Here is a 17329-nt window from a genome sequence, read left to right on the forward strand (position 1 = left end):
GGGGCGCCCTTTCCGTGCCGGCCGGCGGCCTGGGGGGCCGCCGGCTCCGTGCCGCTAGGCGTTTGCGGTTTGGGTGGCCTTCCAGTCGGACCATGCGGCGTAGCTGCCGTCGAGCTCGACGACGTCGTGCCCGGCGCGGCGCAGGGCGCTGGCGGCCACCGAGTTCCGCACGCCGCTCTGGCAGTAGGTCACGATGGTTCCCTGGGCGGGCAGCTGGTCCTGGTGCCACAGGACGCGGCCGGCGCTGAGCTGCCGGGATCCGGGGATGTGCCCGTCGGCGTGCTCGGTCTTGTTGCGGACGTCCAGCACCAGCGCGGCGTCGAGGTCCTCCAGCTCGGCGGGCTGGATCAGCCGCGGTGTCTGCTGCGGAAGACCTTCGATTCCGGTGACGTAGCCGGAGAACTCGTCGATCCCGACGCGGACCAAGTGGTCCCTGAGCTCCTGCGCCTGCTCCTGGTCCGCGGCGAGCAGGACCAGCGGCCGGTCGTCGGACTCGGGGTCGATCGCCCAGGCACCGTAGCTGGCGGTCTTGTTCCCGGCCGGGATGTTGACCGAACCGGCGACGGTTCCCGCGTGGACCTCGTTGTTCGGGCGGGTGTCCACGAAGGTCACCGCGTCGCGCGCGAGGTCGCGGGCGACGTCGTCCGCCGCAAGCTCCCGCAGCGGGCCCCGGTCGTCCAGCAGGGCCGGGCCGTGGCGGTTTTCGCGCTTCATGCGGCCGAAGTAGGCGTGGGCGTCCGGCTGGCCGTCGAGCAGTTCGTCGATGAAGCCCTGCTCGTCGTTGGCCCGGAGGTAGGGGCCCCACCAGGCGTAGAGGCGCTCGTAGCCGACGGTGGTGGAAGGCAGTGCGCCGAGGGCCTTCCCGCAGGCGCTGCCCGAGCCGTGGGCCGGGTAGACCTGGACGTGGTCCGGCAGGGTCAGGAACTTCTCGCGCAGGCTTCGGAAGAGCTGCTTGGCGCCCTCGAAGCGGGTGTCGGTGCCGCCGGCGGCTTCGTCCAGCAGGTCCGGTCGTCCGAGGTCGCCGGAAAACACGAAGTCGCCGGAGAGCAGGTAGCCGGGCTGGTCGCTGAACGCGCCGTCCGTCACCAGGAACGAGAGGTGCTCCGGGGTGTGGCCCGGGGTGTGGACGGCCTTGACGGTGATGTTTCCGATGGCGATCGCGTCGCCGTCGTGCATCCGGTTGGCGTCGAAGCCGTACTGCCAGTCCTCCCCGCCCTCGCCGGAGACGTGCATTTCCGCACCCGTGGCGGCGGCGAGCTCCCGGGTGCCGGAGAGGTAGTCGGCGTGGATGTGGGTCTCGGCCACGGCGACGATTTTCATGCCGTTGGCGGCGGCGAGGTCCAGGTAGGTGCCGATGTCGCGACGGGCGTCGACAACGACCGCCTCGGCCTTGCGCTGGCAGCCGATGAAGTAGCTTGCCTGGGCCAGGTCCTCGTCGTAGATGCGTTCGAGCAGCATGTGGTCTCCTTTTGGGAATCGTCGTGGACACCCCGGGGGGTATCCGTCTTTCAAGACCAACAATAATACCTAGGGGGGTATGGCGCAAGGCCGCCCGGTCGCGATTGCATACCTAGGGGGGTATAGCTCATGATGGTGGATGCCAGGACCCCCACCATCGAAACGGAGCCACAGAATGTGCCGAGCAGTTACCTGCCGAAAATGCGGAAAGACCACGTGGGCCGGATGCGGCAACCACGTGGACCAAGTCATGCGCCATGTCCCCAAAACCGCCCGCTGCGCGTGTGGTACTCCTAACGCGAAGTCCCCGCGTACGGACAGCCCGGCGCGGGCGGGGTGGTTTCGGAGACTCATCGGCCGGAAGTAGCCGCGATCGGTGGTGAACTCGTCGACGGGCGTCATGTGGGGAGGTGCGAGGAGGCCACCCACGGGTACCGTGAACTGCGCGGGTACCTGCGGGGGCCCCCGACCGCCCGAAACGATGGAGTGAACCCATGTCCGATCCAGCCGAGTCCCCCTTGGCCTACCGGTTGCTCACCGGAACCGACGACCGCGCGTTCTGCGAGCGGGTATCCGCCGCGCTCGCCGAGGGGTACGAGCTCCACGGCGGCCCGTCGCTGACGTTCAACGGCGAACGCGTGATCGCGGCACAGGCGGTCGTCCTGGCGCGGAAGGACGGCTAGGTGGAGGAGGCCGCCGGCTGGGACCCGCGGACGCGGGCGGTGCGGGGCGGCATCGACCGCACGCATTTCCAGGAGACCTCCGAGGCGATGTTCCTGACCTCGGGCTACGTGTTCGAGTCCGCGGAGGCGGCGGAGGCGTCCTTCAACGGGGAGGTCGAGCGGTTCGTCTATTCCCGCTACGGGAACCCGACGGTCGCCGCGTTCCAGGAGAAGCTGCGGCTGCTCGAGGGCGCCGAGGCGTGCTTCGCCACGGCCAGCGGAATGTCCGCGGTGTTCACGGCGCTCGGCGCTCTGCTGGCGGCGGGGGATCGGGTGGTCGCGGCTAGGAGCCTCTTCGGATCCTGCTTCGTGGTCCTGAACGAGATCCTCCCGCGCTGGGGCGTCGAGACCGTGTTCGTGGACGGGCACGACCTCGCGCAGTGGGAACGGGCGCTGTCCACGCCGGCCACCGCCGTCTTCTTCGAATCCCCGTCCAACCCGCTTCAGGAGCTCGTGGACATCCGCGCCGTCGTCGACCTGGCGCACGCCGCGGGCGCGCAGGTGGTGGCGGACAACGTCTTCGCCACCCCGCTGCTGCAACGGGCCACGGACCTGGGCGCCGACGTCGTGGTGTATTCCGGCACCAAGCACATGGACGGCCAAGGCCGGGTGCTCGGCGGCGCGGTCCTCGGGCGCAAGGACTTCATCGACGGCCCCGTGCGGAACCTGATGCGCCACACCGGTCCCGCGCTGAGCGCGTTCAACGCCTGGACCCTGCTCAAGGGCCTGGAGACGATGCCGTTGCGCGTCGACTACTCGACGGCGTCGGCGCTGCGGATCGCCCGTTGGCTCGAGGGGCAGCCGCGCGTCCGCCGCGTCGTCTACCCGTTCCTGGAGTCGCATCCGCAGCACGAGCTGGCGCTGAGCCAGATGAGCGGTGGCGGGACGGTGGTCACGTTCGAGCTGGAACCGGGCGGCGGCACGGCCAAGGAGGCGGCCTTCCGGCTGCTCAACGGCCTGCGGCTGGTCGACATCTCCAACAACCTCGGCGACGCGAAGTCGCTGATCACCCACCCGGCCACCACCACGCACCGGGCCATCGGACCGGAGGGGCGCGCCGCGATCGGCCTGGGCGACGGCGTCGTCCGGCTGTCCGTTGGCCTCGAGGCGACCGACGACCTCCTGAAGGATCTGGACGCCGCGCTGGGCGACTGAGCGCCACCGCGCACCCGGGCCCGGCCCCGCACCTGTGGCCGGAACCGGCCCGCGGACGTAGGCTGGCGGCACCACCACCGATGGGGCGGTATTGGTGCGCCCGGACCAAAGGAGTAGCTCGTGTCTTTTCTCGATCCGTCCGTCTGGGACGGCAAGATCCACGTCGGCGGCTGGACGGCGGGATCCGGCGGCGTCCAAGACGTCGTCGAGCCGGCGACCCAGGATGTGATCGGCCGGATTGGCGTGGCCTCGCCCGACGACGTCGCCCGCGCCGCGAAGACCGCCGCCGCCGCGCAACGCGACTGGGCCGCGCGCAAACCCGAGGAGCGTGCCGCCGTCCTGCGCCGGGCGGGGCTGCTCTGGGAGGAACACGCGGCCGAGGTCGACGACTGGATCGTGCGCGAATCGGGCGGCATCCCGCCGAAGGCGGCCCTCGAGAGCCACACCGCAGCCAACGAATGCTTCGAGGCCTCCGCCCTGCCCAGCCTGCCCGCGGGCGAGGTGCTCACCACCAACGACGACCGCTGGTCGTTCGCGCGGCGCCGCCCGGCCGGCGTCGTATCCGTGATCTCGCCGTTCAACTTCCCGCTCATCCTGGGCATCCGCGCCGTCGCGCCGGCCCTCGCGCTCGGCAACGCGGTGCTGCTGAAGCCGGACCCGCGCACATCCGTCTGCGCCGGGGTCACCATCATGCGGATCTTCGAAGAGGCGGGCCTGCCCGCCGGCCTCCTCTCGCTGCTGCCGGGAGGGGCCGACGTCGGAGCCGCCGTCGTGGAGGCGCCCGAGGTCCGAGTGGTCGCGTTCACCGGCTCCACCGCCGCGGGCCGGAAGATCGGCCAGACCTGCGGGCGGCTGCTCAAGCGCGCGCACCTCGAGCTCGGCGGCAACAGCGCGATGATCGTGCTGCCCGGCGCGGATCTGGCCAGGGCCGCCAGCGCCGCGGCGTTCGGATCGTTCATGCACCAGGGCCAGATCTGCATGGCCACGGGGCGGCACGTGGTGCACGCGGACGTCTACGACGACTACGTCGACGCCCTGGCCGAGAAGGCGCGGAACCTGCCGGTCGGGGACCCGAAGAGCGGGCAGGTGGCGATCGGCCCGATCATCGACGGGCGCCAGCTGGAGCGGATCGACGGGATCGTCCAGGCCGCCGTCGCCGGCGGGGCGCGGCTGGCCGCGGGCGGCGAGCGCGGCGGGGGCTGGTTCTACCCGCCGACCGTGCTGGCGGACCTGGATCCGTCGCTGGACGCCTGGAGGGAGGAGATCTTCGGGCCCGTCGCGCCGGTGCGGAAGTTCACCGACCTCGACGAGGCCGTGGCGATCGCGAACGACAGCAACTACGGGCTATCGATCGCGATCCTCGGCGACGTCGGCCAGGCCATGCGGCTCGCCGACCGCCTGGACTCGGGGAAGATCCACATCAACGAGCAGACCGTCTCCGACGAGCCGAACTCGCCGTTCGGCGGGGTCAAGGACTCCGGGAACGGCGGACGGATCGGCGGCCACGCGGCGAATATCGAGGCGTTCACCGAGACGCAGTGGCTGACGGTGCGTCCGGAGATCGCGCCCTATCCGTTCTAGACCCCCGTCAACCACAGCGTCACCGGCAGCGTGGCGATCGACGCGACGGTTTGGAACCCGTTCAGCGAGGCCATGAGCCGCACGTCCCCGCCGAGCCGCGAAGACAGGATCACGGACGACGCCGCCACGGGAAGCGAGCAGATCAGCACCACCGCGAACAGCGCGGTCGGCGGCAGGCCGAGCCAGGTGCCCATGCCGAACGCGGCCGCGGGCATCGCCGCGAACTTCAGCACGCCCACGAGCGGCAGCGCGGCCAGGTCCCCGCGGGTGACCTTGAGCGTGATCGCGGCTCCGGCGGCGAGCGTGCCGCAGGCGAGCGCCGGCGCGCCGAGCATCGTCAGGACGGCGTCCAGAGGCTCCAATCGCCACGGTGCCACGTTCAGGAGGACGCCGGCGATGCAGCCCACGATCAGCGGGTTGGTCGCGAGCTCGCGCCACATCGGTTGGTGTTTGGTTCCGGGCGAACTGCCCCAGGCCGAGTGCGCCGCGACGCAGAGCACGTTGACCAGCGGCACCATCACGGCGCACGCCAGCGCGAACACGGCCACCCCCTGCACCTGGTAGACCGCCTGTGCGAACGCCAGCCCGATGTACGTGTTCAGCCGGATGCTACCCTGCATCATCGCCGCGACGGCGGGGCCCGGGAATCCCAAGGCCCGCGACAGCACGACGGCGGCGCCCGCCACGAGCAGCACCGGCACCGTGATCGCGGCCGCCAGCGGTCCCAGCGGAACCGCGGACAGGTCGGCGTTGCCGATCGAGACCATGAACAGGGCGGGCGTGAACACGTAGTAGGTGGTGAACTCGAGTCCCATCCACGGCTCCGGGGACTTCAGCACCCGGGCGCGCAGGAAAACGCCGAGGGCCAGGACGAAGGCCACCGGGACGATCACCGCGAAGACGGGCTGCACCTCTCCACTCTGCTGTCCGCGGCCGCCCCACGCAAAGCCCGGCCCCTAATGGCGCGTCCGTGTCGGGATACATGCACGAAAACCTCGCGCTTTCGTACATGTACCCCGACACGGATGCGAAGCGATCCGTGCGGCCCGCCGTTAGCCGGTGGCGGGAGCCGGCCGGAAGGTAGCCCCTGTCAGGCCTCCGGGACGAACATCTTCCCGGGGTTGAGGATGCCAAGCGGGTCGAACAGGGCCTTGATCCGGCGCTGGAGCACGTACTGCTCCTCGCCGAGCTCGTCCTTGAGCCAGCGGCGTTTGAGCAGCCCGATCCCGTGCTCGCCGGTCAGGGTGCCGCCGAGGTCCAGGGCGGTCCGGAACATCTCGCCGGCGGCCTCCCAGACGACGTCGGGCACCTCGTCGCCGTCGTACACGAAGAGCGGGTGCAGGTTCCCGTCGCCGGCGTGGCAGCAGGTGGGGATGAGCACGCCGTATTTTTCCTCGATGCGGCGGATCGCGGCGAAGGCGTTCGCCAGCTGGTCGCGCGGGACGGCCATGTCCTCCACCAGCAGCGTCCCCAGGGCCTCGAGCGCGGGGAACGCGTTGCGGCGCAGGCCCACCAGACGGTCCGATTCGGCCGGGTCGGTGGTGGTCTCGACCCGGGCGCCGGCGGCGCGGGCGAGTTCGGCCACCCGCTCGGCGGTTTCGGCCGCGGCCGGACCGTCGCACTGCACCAGCAGGTACGCGCCGGCACCGCCGAGGACGGGCCCTCCGGCGTAACGCTCGACGGCGGCAACGGCCCGCCCGTCCATGAGTTCCATGATCGCCGGGACCAGTCCGCTCGCGGTGATGGCGGACGACGCCGCGGCGGCGGCCTCGACGCCGTCGAAGAACCCGCCAACCGTGGAGATTTGACCGGCGACGAGGGGCTGGAGCTTGAGGGTGGCCTCGACGACGATTCCCAGCGTGCCTTCGGAGCCGATCATGAGTGCGCAGACGTCGTAGCCGGTGACGCCCTTGACGGTGCGGTGCCCGACGGAGAGCAGCGTGCCGTCGGAGAGGACCACCTTGAGCGCCAGGACGGCCTCGCGGGTGACCCCGTACTTCGCGCACAGCAGCCCGCCGGCGTTCATCGCGATGTTGCCGCCGACCGTGGAGATGTCCTTGCTGGCCGGGTCCGGCGCCCACCAGAGGCCGTGCCCGGCGAGCGCCCGGTTGAGGTCGCCGTTGATGATTCCCGGCTGCACGACGGCGAGCCGGTTCTGAGCGGAGACCTCCAGTATGCGGTCCATCGCCATCAGGGACAGGACGATTTCACCGGGGCCGGCGATCGAGCCTCCCGCGAGTCCGGTGCCGGCGCCGCGGGTGACCACGGGCGTGCGGAACTCCGAGGCGAGGCGGCACACCGTCTGGACGTCTTCGATGGTTCGTGCGCCGACGGCGGCCAGCGGGGCGCCCGCCGAGTGGTGCCCGGAACGGTCGGCCGTGCAGGCGGCGAGGGTGCCGGGCTCGGTGTCGACGAGGCCGGGCAGGGCCTCGCGCAGGGCGTCGACGACGGCGGTGCTCGTGGTGGCGGTCATGGCTCATTCCAGCAGTGCCATGTGACCCGCGTCAAAAGCGCGTGACCGCAGACTCAGATCCGTGTCGGGGTAGATGCTCGAAAGGCTCGCCCATTCCTGCACTTACCCCGACACGGACGACGCCGTACCGGTCCGGCCGCGCGCCTACCGCCAGCCGAGCTCCGGGGCCACGTGCGTCAGGATGGATTCGATGACGTGGGCGTTGTAGTCGACGCCCAGCTGGTTGGGGACGGTGAGCAGCAGGGTGTCTGCCGCGGCGATCGCCTCGTCCTCGGCCAGCTTGGCGACGAGCTCGTCCGGGGATCCCGCGTAGGACCGGCCGAACACGGCGCGCGTCTTCGGATCGATGTTGCCGACTTGGTCGGAGCTGTAACGGTCGCGGCCGAAGTACTGCCAGTCGCGCTCTTCCGTGAGCGCGAAGATGCTGCGGCTGACCGAGACGCGCGGCTCCCGCGCATGCCCGGCCTCCTTCCACGCCTGCCGGTACAGCTCGATCTGCTCGGCCTGCTGGACGTGGAAGGGCTTGCCGGATTCGTCGTCCTTGAGCGTGGAACTCTGCAGGTTCATGCCCAGCTTCGCCGCCCACACGGCCGTCGCGTTGGAGCCGGAACCCCACCAGATGCGTTCGCGCAGGCCTGCGGAGTGCGGCTCCACGCGCAGCAGGCCCGGGGGGTTCGGGAACATCGGGTTGGGGCTCGGTTGAGCGAAGCCCTCGCCGGTGAGCACCTCGAGGAGGCGCTCGGTGTGGCGGCGGCCCATGTCGGCGTCGGACTCGCCGTCGTTCGGGGCGAAACCGAAGTGGCGCCAGCCGTCGATGACCTGCTCTGGTGAGCCGCGGCTGATGCCGAGCTGCAGTCGGCCTCCGGAGATCAGGTCGGCGGCGCCGGCGTCCTCCGCCATGTAGAGCGGGTTTTCATAGCGCATGTCGATCACGCCGGTGCCGATCTCGATGCGGCTGGTTTTCGCGCCGATTGCCGCGAGCAGCGGGAACGGGGAGGCGTACTGCTGCGCGAAGTGGTGGACGCGGAAGTAGGCGCCGTCCGCGCCGAGCTCCTCCGCCGCGACGGCGAGGTCGATCGCCTGCAGCAGCGCGTCCGACGCGCTGCGCGTGCCGGACTGCGGGTGGTCGGTCCAGTGGCCGAAGGACAGGAATCCGATGTTCTTCACAACAGGATCCAACACGACGCCGGCGCGTCCTATTCCTGCGCCCCGCGTCCGTGCGCCTCGGCGGTTGCCGGAAACGGCACGGGGCAGACGAATGCCCCGGCCGCTGTCCACGGCCGGGGCATCCCGTCACTTGCTATCATTCGCACCTTGAGGAAGGTGTCTACGACGCTACGTGCCGGTTCTTGGTGGATGCTGTGTGCGCGGTGGGCGTTGGCTCCGTGCCCGCGACGCATCGATGTCGGGATAGGTGTACGAAAGATTCAGTCTTTGCCCCACTTACCCCGACACGGATGCCGTCCGTTGGCGTGGGAGGGCGGCAGCCGCCTTAGCAGAGTCCCAAGTCGGCGAAGGCGGCCACCAGACCTTCCCGGTGCGGGGGAGCGGCCGTCCGGTCCGCCAGTTCCAGGAGCTCGGGGGAGGATCCCTCGATGGCGATGCCCACGCCGGCGTAGGCGATCATCTCCAGGTCGTTCTGGCCATCGCCCATGGCAACGGTGTTCTCGCGCGCGATGCCGAAGTGGTCCATGGCGGCGGCGATCCCGTCGGCTTTGCTGATGCCCCGCTGGTAGAGCTCGCCGGAATGCCGCCCCTCGTCCGCGATCGAATTCTCGACGAGCGCGATTCCCCTCCCGATGTCCTCCGCGATCCGCTCCACGGGGACGGGGCTTTCGAAGACGGAGACCTTGGCGAAGGAAACGGAGGCGGGGTCGGTGAATGGTGTCAGCGCGTCCAGGACGGCCGACGAGCCCTCGGCGTCGCCGTCGCCGCGCTGCCGGAAGTGGCCCTCGACGATGGCCCGCAGCCGTGGTTCCACCTTCGGGTGCACGTGGAGGGCGTCCGGGGCCTCGAGCGTGTAGACGGCGTCGTGGGCATCCAGCGCGGCGATCGTCCTGGCCGCGAGATCGGCGGGGAACGTCCGGTCCATCAGCACCTCGCCGTCCACCGTCAGGTACGCGCCGGCGCTCGCCACGATCCCGTCGAACCCGGCGCCGACGATGCTCGACGGAAGCATCGACAGGGGGCGCCCCGTGCAGAGCAGGACCTTGTGGCCGGCCCGGCGGGCGGCCCGCACCACGCGCACATGGCCGTCGGGAACCACCCCGTAGTCCGCGTAAGTGCCGTCCACGTCGAGGAAAACGGCCCGGATCGTCGTCGCGGTCGGTGCTGTCGGTGCTGTCGGCGTTGGCTTAGGCATCATGATCCGGAGTTTACCCGCGTGGGCCGTCCAGCCGTGTCGGGATAGGTGTACGAAAGATTCACGCTTTCCGACATGTATCCCGACACGGCTGCGGCCGTCGCCTACCGCTCCAGCGGCGCGCCGTGCGCGTCGACCGCGAGCCGCACGACGTCGTCGTACTCGCGCCGTTCGGTTTCCACCAGCTCGTAGTCCGAGTCCAGGACCGGGAAGACGTGGACCGGGGTGAGCTCGAGTTCGGCGCCGGCGGCGGTGTTGGTGACGTCGATCTGGAGGTGGCCGTAGTGCAGGCCGCCGGAGACGAGCTGGGGCACGCCGTTGGCGTCGTCGGCCCAGGTCTCGGGCTGGTTGGCGGGGGCGGACCATTCGGAGTGAGTGTTGAAGCGCAGCGGCTCGTACTCCCCGGCGTCGTTCGTCACGAGCTGTTCCCCGCGCAGTCCGTCGCCGGCCACGCCGACGTCGTAGGAGTGGAAGCCGCGGCCATCGCCGTCCGCGTCCACCCAGGAGCGCTCGAACATCTCGTCGTGCCCGGCGATGACGGCGGCGACGCCGTGTTCCTCGAACATGGGGGAGTAGGCGCGCATCGCAGTACCTGACTGATTGTCGGCGTGCTCGTGGTTCGGGGGCGTGCCGTGGACGCCGTTGGAGTAGGCGGAATGGTGGAACTGCACCAGGACGATCCGCCCGTTGGCCCGCGCGTCGGCGAGCTGCTCCTCGGCCCACGCCCACTGCGCGGACGCGACGTCCATGTTCGGCAGGTCCACGTCCTCCTCGGTGGAGCCCGGGAACAGGGACAGGAAGCCGCGCACGTAGGAATCGAAGGTGAACTCGCCCTGCGTGTCCGTGGACAGGTTCGCGGAGGTGAGGTTGGTGTCGTCGCCGGAGAAGACCTCACCCGAGAACGTGCCGGTCTTCGTGTCCTCATCCGGGCGGCCGTTGGTGGAGTCCAGCGTCAGGACGGTCACCGGGCCGTGGTCCACGCGGTAGTAGGAGCCCTTGTGCTGCGGGTTCGCCGGATCCTCCGGCAGGGAGAAGTAGTCCAGGAAGCGGTTGCGGGAGATGACCGCGGGGGTGCGGTCGGCGTCGGTTCCGTAGCCGCCGTTGAGCGCGGCGTAGGTTTCCCAGTTGCCGAGCGCGGGCAGCAGCGGCACGCGGGAGGCGAGGTCCGAGTGCTCGCCGGCGACGTGCCCGAAGAACTCGTCCCAGGCCGGCTGGTAGCCCGAGCCCTGGGTCAGGTCCCCGGCCATCATCACCAGGTCCGGATCGGCGGCGTCGACGTGGGCGAGGTTCTCGTTGAACGCGGTGGACTGGTCCAGCGGGTAGCGCAGGGTGGGCTGTCCGTACCGCGTGGTGGTGCCGAATTTCGCGGCGTACGCGGAATCGGTGCCGGGGCGGGGCTGGGAGCCCGGGGCGTAGCCGTTGACGGGGGAGAGCTCCCACTCGCGGTGCTCGGTGCGGCCACGGGGCTCGGTTTCGGAGTCTGACATCGCGACGATCCGCACGTTCTCCCAGTCGTCGGCCTTCGGCGCGGTGCGGAACGACGCGGCGTGTTCCCGACCGTCCTGGGTCACCGTGTAGGTGTACCGCTTGCCCGGTTTGAGGCCCTCGAGCGTGACGGAGTGCCTGTAGTTGGAGTTGGACTTCAGCCACGATCCCTGCTCCAGCCCGGGAATCTCCTGGGCGAGTTCCTTATCGGTGTACTCCATGAGCTCCAGGTACTCCGGCGCGCTGGTCAGCCGGGCCGTGTTGCCCGCTCCCCGGCCCCGCGGGTTGCCCAGTCCCGGACCCTTGACTATGGCGGTGCCGGCGGCGGCCGTCTCGGAGATCCAGTTGATGGTCATCGAGGTCGATGTCGGCGCCTGCAGGTACGGAAGGACGCGGAAGCCGGGCTCCGGGGCCTTCGCGGCGGCGGGGAGGACGACGGCGGCGCCGGACGGTGCGGGCGTGGCCTGGGCCGCGGGGGCCGCGGCCAGCGGCAGGACGATCGCGGGGAGGACGGCGGCGGCGGCCAGGCGGGTGGCGTTGCGCTTGTTCATGGGGTGCTCTTCTCAGGATTCGGTGCGGTGCGCGTGGGGACGTGCGCTCACGGCACCGATCATCTCCGGAGAGGATGGCCGGATGGTGGATTAGGCGGGAATGTGGGGTGAACGCGGGCTCCGAACGATGGGTGCCCGCTCCCGTTTCGACAAGACCAAACGCCCACCCCTGCCGTTTCGACGAAGGCAGATGTCGGGATTCCAGCGAAAACAGACATCTACCTTCGGCGAAACGAGAGGGAGGGCAGCTAGGTTCGACGAAGCGTATTAAATGCCGGCCATGCCTGCCATGCCGATCATCATGAAAATGAAGATGATGATGCTCAGGACACCGAAGATGGTGCTGATCCAGCCGAGGACCTTCCCGGCCGTTGCCGGTACGTTGTTCCGCTCGGCGGCGTTGGCCTTCACGATGGCGATGGGCCCCAGGACGATGCCGAAGAAGAACAGCCCGATGATGCCGCAGATCAGCGCGGTCTGCGCATCGCGGCCGCCCTGCAACTGGGCCGGCGAATTCTGGACGTATTGCGTGCCGTAGCCGTTGGGCTGCTGCTGGTATGGCTGCTGAGACATGAGACTTACCCCCGGTGAGAATGATGCGCTGAACCGCCCGAACGGCGGTGGTGTTCAAAGTCTAAAGCCATTGCTTCCCGACTCGGCCGTAGGCTGGACCCACGCCCATAACAAAGAGGAGAGCCATGTCAGGGACGACTGTCGCGGAACTGATGGCCGAACTGGCCGAACTCGAGGACCCGCGGATGCGGGCGGTCAACGAGAAGCACGGCGACGACCATGGGGTGAACCTGACCAAGCTCCGCGAGATCGCTAAGCGGCTGAAGAAACAGCAGGAACTCGCCGTCGAGCTCTGGGCCACGGGAGACACCGCCGCCCGCCTCTTGGCGCTGCTGATCTGCAAGCCGAAGGCCTTCTCCCGCGACGAGCTCGACTCGATGCTGCGCGAGGCAGGCTCGCCCAAGGTGCACGATTGGCTGGTGAACTACGTGGTCAAGAAGGGCCCGCATGCCGAAGAGCTCCGCGTGGCCTGGATGCACGACCCGGACCCGGTGGTCGCGAGCGCCGGCTGGGCGCTGACCAGCGAGCGCGTGGCGAAGAAGCCCGAGGGGCTGGACCTGCCCGGTCTGCTGGACACCATCGAGGCGCACATGGGAGACGCCCCGGAACGGTTGCAGTGGGGCATGAACCATACGCTCGCGTTCATCGGGATCGAACACCCCGAACACCGCGCCCGCGCGCTCGACATCGGCGAACGCCTCGAAGTGCTCAAGGACTACCCGACGCCGCCGAACTGCACGTCCCCGTTCGCGCCGGCTTGGATCAACGAGATCGTGCGGCGCAGGGAAGGCTGACCGGGGGAGCGCGGCCAGACGTCCAGGGCGCAGAGGGCTCTCGCGTTTGCTCTCGACTAGGGCGACTCCGCCTTGGCGGCGATCTCCAAAAGGTCCTTGGCCAGCGCCTTTCGGGCCACCACTAGCCCGATCTTGCCGAACAACGCCGAGGCGACGCGGCTGATCAGGGCGGGTTGCACGACTTCCGCGCCGAAGGTCACCGTCAGGTCCGTTCCACCGTCGCGCTCCGCCAAGGTGAAGCGCGTGGTGTAGTCGGCACCGTGCTGGAGGGCCTTGACCGTGGTGCTGCGTGGCGGATCGGACTGCGCGACGGACATCTCCACGGTTTCCGACCGGCCCATCATCGTGCGGGTCTCCTTCCAGCGGGTCCCCTCCCCGTAGGGTCCTTCGCTAAGCAACTGCACGGATTCGGCGCCGGAAAGGGTTTGGTGCGAGCTTACCCGGGCGCGCGGAGCCGGCATCGCCGTCGTACGCCTTACACCGGCGCGGGAGACTGTATTGTGGGACTGCACACATCGTGCATTTGGGGATGCTCTAGTTGGGGGACTTTCGATGTTGGGGAAACTACTCGCTGCCGTAATGGCTGCCCTTTTTGTGCTGGCCGGATTCGCCGTGCCAGCGGAGGCCGCCACCGTCTACAAGGGCTCGCTCCGCTCGGCCGCCCGGGCGCTGCCCGTCGCCGTCGAAGGCAACACGGGCTACGACCGCGACCGCTACTTCGGCACGTGGAAGGACCTGAACCGGGACTGCCAGAACACCCGGGCCGAGGTCCTGGTCCAGGAGTCGAAGGTCCGCGCCACCTTCAGCTCCCGGGGTTGCACCGTGAGCAAGGGCAAGTGGGTGACCACCTGGGACAACCGCACGCACTACTACGCGTCCACCGTGCAGATCGACCACCACGTTCCGGTCCACGAGGCGTGGGGCTCCGGCGCGCGGAACTGGACGCAGGCCCGCCGCGTCGCGTTCTACAACGACCTCGGCGACGGCCGCGCGCTCAACGCCCAGACCTCCGCGCTGAACTCCTCTAAGCAGGCCAAGGGGCCGGAGGCGTGGATGCCGCCGAAGAACCGCTGCAAGTACGTGGCGGACTGGGTAGCCGTGAAGATCCGCTGGGGCCTGAAGGTGGACAAGACGGAGCGTGCCGCACTGATCCGCTACGCGGACTCCTGCCCGGCGATGGCGCTCACCGTCACCAAGCGCTAAAGCTCTAAGTCGCGTCGGGGGCGTCCCCCGGGGCCGTCCGCGCCGCTACGCCACCTCGGCGTGCCACGTCCTCCTGGTTTCGAGGAACCAGAAGCACGAGAAGACCAGGATCTCGAACCACTCGACCACGAAGAGCGCCTGCCGGAATCCGACGCCGAGGAGGACCGGCCACGCCGCGAGTCCCACGAGCATCAGGACCAGCAGCGACGCGTAGCGTAGACGGTGCCCTCCGCTGGTGTCGCTCGCGTTGAGGCGGCCGGAACCCACATGGCTGGCGATGGCGAGCCACATGCTGGCGATCATCAACAGAGTCGATGCGAGGTGCACGCCCGCGAAGTCCGCGCCCTCCGCCGTGCGCCAGACCAGCAGGAACAGGAACCCCGCGAGCAGCGCGAAGCTGGCGACCGTCAGGATCCGCGACCAGGTGTTCCGGAAGAGCATCCGCGGCGCCCAATCGGTGGTCCGCCGATCGATCCACACGAAGACGGCGGCGACCACCAGGACCGCGACGACGGCGACCTGGATGGAGCGGACCAGCTCCGTTCGCTCGGCGGGCGCGAGGGCGTCGAGCGTCTTGCCGAGCCTGGTGGGAACGACCGCGACGAACACCGCGTAGAACCCGGCGAAGTTCAGCGCGTGGTCCTCCAGCGGCGAGGATCCCTTGTAGACCACCATGAGGACGCCGGTCGCGACGAGCATCGCCACGAACAGGTCCCGCGCCGGACCGAGGTAGTAGGAGCTGATGGAATCCTCGATGGTTCCGGTCCACGCCGCGTAGATCACGATGGCGACGGCGAGCAGCAGCGGGATGACCAGCAGCATCAGCCGGAGGTAGCGCAGCGTGTCGCGGGCCTGCCGTCGGTCCAAGGAGGTGGTCATCCTTCGATTCTCCATCGGCCGCCACGGTCCCACGAAGAACCGGACGACGGCGGCGCGTCCCCGCCGTCGTACTGTCTCTTTGGTCAGGCGTCCTGGCGCTTGCGATCCGTGGACAGGCCCGCGAAGAAGCCCGCGAGCTCGTCGGGCGCGGTCAGCGGCAGGACGTTCGCGACGTACTGGTCCGGGCGGACCACCACGACGACGCCGGCGCGGTCCAGTCCGCGCAGCTCGAAGATGTCCTCCGTCGGGACGGTGCCGAAGACGTTCTCGTAGTCCGTGAGCCGGAACGGGCCGACCTGCGGCTTGAACGTCCGCGGGACCGCGCCCAGGTCGATTGCCGTGTGGTCCTGCTGGTAGACGACCTTGACGTCGAACCAGGCGTTCGGGTCCGCGCCCGCCGGCGTTGCCGCCAGCGGCGACTCCGGCGCGGTGGCGAGCCACTCGGCGAGGTCCGTGGTGGGGGAGGGGGCGCCCGCCGCGGCGGGATCAGCGAACACGTAGATGCGCCAGCGGCCGTCCGCCTTCGCCTGGTGGCCCAGCTGCAACGGGTTGGTGTCGCAGACGCGCGCGACCGGGGCGGACTTGAAGCGCTTTCCGAGGGGGAAACCCGTCGCCAGGTCCTGGTGGACCGGCTCGGCGACCAGCATCGACGGCGTGTACTGGGTCATGAACCCGGCCGGGAACTCGGCGGTGGACACGTAGAAGTCCTCGAGGTCCGACGGGTTCTCGAACTCCTCCGGCTTCTTCGCCATGAGGGTCGACCACTCCTTGTCGAAGTCGATCAGGTTTTGGGCGACCACCTGGCGCTCGCCGGAGTACGTGTCCAGCAGCGACTCGGGGCTGCGGCCCTCCAGCACGTGGGCCAGCTTCCAACCGATGTTGAACCCGTCCTGCATGGACACGTTCATGCCCTGGCCGGCCTTGGCGGAGTGCGTGTGGCAGGCGTCGCCCGTGATGAACACGCGCGGGGTGCGGGTGCCGCGGTCGGCGGCGACCACGTCGTCGAACCGGTCCGTGAGGCGGTGCCCGACCTCGTACACGCTGTGCCAGGCGACGTTGCGCACGTCGACCGTGTAGGGGTGCATGATGGCGTTCGCCTTCGCGGCGATCTGCTCGATGCTGGTCTTGCGGACCGCGCCGGCGTCGCCCTCGGGCACGACGCCGAGGTCCACGTACATGCGGAACAGGTAGCCGCCCTCGCGCGGGATGAGGAGGATGGAGCCGCCGTCGTGCGATTGGATGGCGCACTTTAGGCGGATGTCCGGGAAGTCCGTCTCGGCGAGGACGTCCATGACGCCCCACGCGTGGTTGGCCTGGTCGCCGGCCATGGTGCAGCCGATCGCCGCGCGGACCTTGCTGCGCGCGCCGTCGCAGCCGACGACGTACTTGGCCCTGACGGTGCGTTCGGCCCCTGCGCGCGGGCCGGACGTCTCGGCGAGCGTGACGGTGACCGGGTACTCGCCCGAGTCGGCGGCCTCGAGGCCGACGAACTCCAGGCCGTAGTCCGGCGTCAGGCGGGTGGGGGACTTCGCGGCGACCTCGGCGAAGTAGTCCAGCACGCGCGCCTGGTTGACGATCAGGTGCGGGAACTCGCTGATGCCGGTGGTGTCGTCCAGGGCACGGCCGCCGCGGATAATGTTCTCCGGGTGCTCCGTGTCGGGGCGCCAGAACGCCATCTCGGTGATCCGGTAGGCCTCCGCCGTGATCGCCTCGGCGAAGCCGAACGCCTGGAACGTCTCCACGCTGCGGGCCTGGATGCCGTCCGCCTGGCCGATCTCGAGGCGGCCGGGGCGGCGCTCGACGATGCGGGTGGTGATGCCGGGGAACTGCGAGAGTTGGGCCGCGGTGAGCATGCCCGCGGGGCCGGAGCCGACGATCAGGACGTCGACTTCCTCCGGGAGCTCCTCGGGGCGGTCGATTCCGACACCGGCGGCCGGCTGGACCTTCGGGTCACCGGATACGTAGCCGTGGTGGTGGAACTGCACGGTGGGTCCTCACTTCGTTGTGTCTATGCCGTCGTCATGTGTTCTATATTAGAACTTGACATTCAATAATCGAACAGCAGCGTGTTGATAAAAGGGTACGGCACGTAT

16 protein-coding genes are annotated in these 17329 nt (G+C 69.5%); 6 read left to right on the forward strand and 10 right to left on the reverse strand.

Translation table 11 applies throughout. The features are described from left to right. Nucleotides 1–54: 54 nt before the first annotated feature. On the reverse strand, nt 55–1458 hold the full coding sequence (locus ACHAAJ_RS11435; RefSeq protein ID WP_435728268.1) for an MBL fold metallo-hydrolase: 1404 nt from the start codon (nt 1456–1458) through the stop codon (nt 55–57). A gap of 175 nt (nt 1459–1633) precedes the next feature. On the opposite strand from ACHAAJ_RS11435, the gene ACHAAJ_RS15670 reads away from it, so the two are divergent. The 4 genes from ACHAAJ_RS15670 to ACHAAJ_RS11450 all read left to right on the forward strand — a co-directional run bounded on the left by ACHAAJ_RS15670 (nt 1634) and on the right by ACHAAJ_RS11450 (nt 4916). Beyond that, complete coding sequence (locus ACHAAJ_RS15670) at nt 1634–1825, forward strand: DUF8730 family Cys-rich protein (RefSeq protein WP_494337658.1); 192 nt, start codon at nt 1634–1636, stop codon at nt 1823–1825. A gap of 127 nt (nt 1826–1952) precedes the next feature. Next, on the forward strand, nt 1953–2141 hold the full coding sequence (locus ACHAAJ_RS11440; protein ID WP_435728269.1) for a DUF1737 domain-containing protein: 189 nt from the start codon (nt 1953–1955) through the stop codon (nt 2139–2141). Next, nucleotides 2142–3335: an O-succinylhomoserine sulfhydrylase gene (locus ACHAAJ_RS11445; RefSeq protein ID WP_435728270.1), complete on the forward strand. Its 1194-nt coding sequence runs from the start codon at nt 2142–2144 to the stop codon at nt 3333–3335. 120 nt (nt 3336–3455) lie between these two features. Further along, a complete protein-coding gene (locus ACHAAJ_RS11450; RefSeq protein WP_435728271.1) occupies nt 3456–4916 on the forward strand; it encodes an aldehyde dehydrogenase family protein in 1461 nt (486 codons plus the stop codon). Here the strand turns inward: ACHAAJ_RS11450 and ACHAAJ_RS11455 are convergent. The 6 genes from ACHAAJ_RS11455 to ACHAAJ_RS11480 all read right to left on the reverse strand — a co-directional run bounded on the left by ACHAAJ_RS11455 (nt 4913) and on the right by ACHAAJ_RS11480 (nt 12360). Continuing rightward, nucleotides 4913–5827: an AEC family transporter gene (locus ACHAAJ_RS11455; protein WP_435728272.1), complete on the reverse strand. Its 915-nt coding sequence runs from the start codon at nt 5825–5827 to the stop codon at nt 4913–4915. The two genes, ACHAAJ_RS11450 and ACHAAJ_RS11455, sit on opposite strands and share 4 nt — an antisense overlap. A 179-nt stretch (nt 5828–6006) precedes the next feature. Continuing rightward, nucleotides 6007–7389, reverse strand: a complete 1383-nt coding sequence (locus ACHAAJ_RS11460) for an FAD-binding oxidoreductase (protein ID WP_435728273.1) — start codon at nt 7387–7389, stop codon at nt 6007–6009. 144 nt (nt 7390–7533) lie between these two features. Beyond that, nucleotides 7534–8556, reverse strand: a complete 1023-nt coding sequence (locus tag ACHAAJ_RS11465) for an LLM class flavin-dependent oxidoreductase (protein WP_435728274.1) — start codon at nt 8554–8556, stop codon at nt 7534–7536. Nucleotides 8557–8881: 325 nt separating this feature from the next. Further along, the gene (locus tag ACHAAJ_RS11470; RefSeq protein WP_435728275.1) at nt 8882–9754 is read right to left on the reverse strand and encodes an HAD hydrolase family protein; all 873 of its coding nucleotides are present in this window, start codon (nt 9752–9754) and stop codon (nt 8882–8884) included. 101 nt (nt 9755–9855) lie between these two features. Continuing rightward, on the reverse strand, nt 9856–11787 hold the full coding sequence (locus tag ACHAAJ_RS11475; RefSeq protein WP_435728276.1) for a purple acid phosphatase family protein: 1932 nt from the start codon (nt 11785–11787) through the stop codon (nt 9856–9858). A gap of 267 nt (nt 11788–12054) precedes the next feature. After that, nucleotides 12055–12360, reverse strand: coding sequence for a hypothetical protein (locus ACHAAJ_RS11480; RefSeq protein ID WP_435728277.1), 306 nt, complete (start codon nt 12358–12360; stop codon nt 12055–12057). Nucleotides 12361–12485: 125 nt separating this feature from the next. Between ACHAAJ_RS11480 and ACHAAJ_RS11485 the strand changes: the two genes are divergently transcribed. Further along, entirely contained in the window at nt 12486–13154 is a 669-nt protein-coding gene (locus ACHAAJ_RS11485) for a DNA alkylation repair protein (RefSeq protein ID WP_435728278.1), read from the forward strand. Nucleotides 13155–13210: 56 nt separating this feature from the next. Here the strand turns inward: ACHAAJ_RS11485 and ACHAAJ_RS11490 are convergent, their stop codons facing one another. Continuing rightward, a complete protein-coding gene (locus ACHAAJ_RS11490) occupies nt 13211–13615 on the reverse strand; it encodes an SRPBCC family protein (protein ID WP_435728279.1) in 405 nt (134 codons plus the stop codon). A gap of 118 nt (nt 13616–13733) precedes the next feature. On the opposite strand from ACHAAJ_RS11490, the gene ACHAAJ_RS11495 reads away from it, so the two are divergent. Further along, the gene (locus ACHAAJ_RS11495) at nt 13734–14357 is read left to right on the forward strand and encodes an HNH endonuclease family protein (RefSeq protein WP_435728280.1); all 624 of its coding nucleotides are present in this window, start codon (nt 13734–13736) and stop codon (nt 14355–14357) included. Between the two features lie 45 nt (nt 14358–14402). On the opposite strand, the gene ACHAAJ_RS11500 is transcribed toward ACHAAJ_RS11495, so the two are convergent. Beyond that, nucleotides 14403–15236 carry a hypothetical protein gene (locus ACHAAJ_RS11500; protein ID WP_435728281.1) on the reverse strand — a complete coding sequence of 278 codons (834 nt, stop codon included), beginning with the start codon at nt 15234–15236 and terminating at the stop codon, nt 14403–14405. Between the two features lie 83 nt (nt 15237–15319). Continuing rightward, entirely contained in the window at nt 15320–17221 is a 1902-nt protein-coding gene (locus tag ACHAAJ_RS11505) for an FAD-binding monooxygenase (RefSeq protein ID WP_435728282.1), read from the reverse strand. Between the last annotated feature and the right edge of the window lie 108 nt (nt 17222–17329).

The organism is Arthrobacter arnarulunnguaqae (assembly GCF_051262515.1).
GTDB lineage: Bacteria > Actinomycetota > Actinomycetes > Actinomycetales > Micrococcaceae > Arthrobacter_N.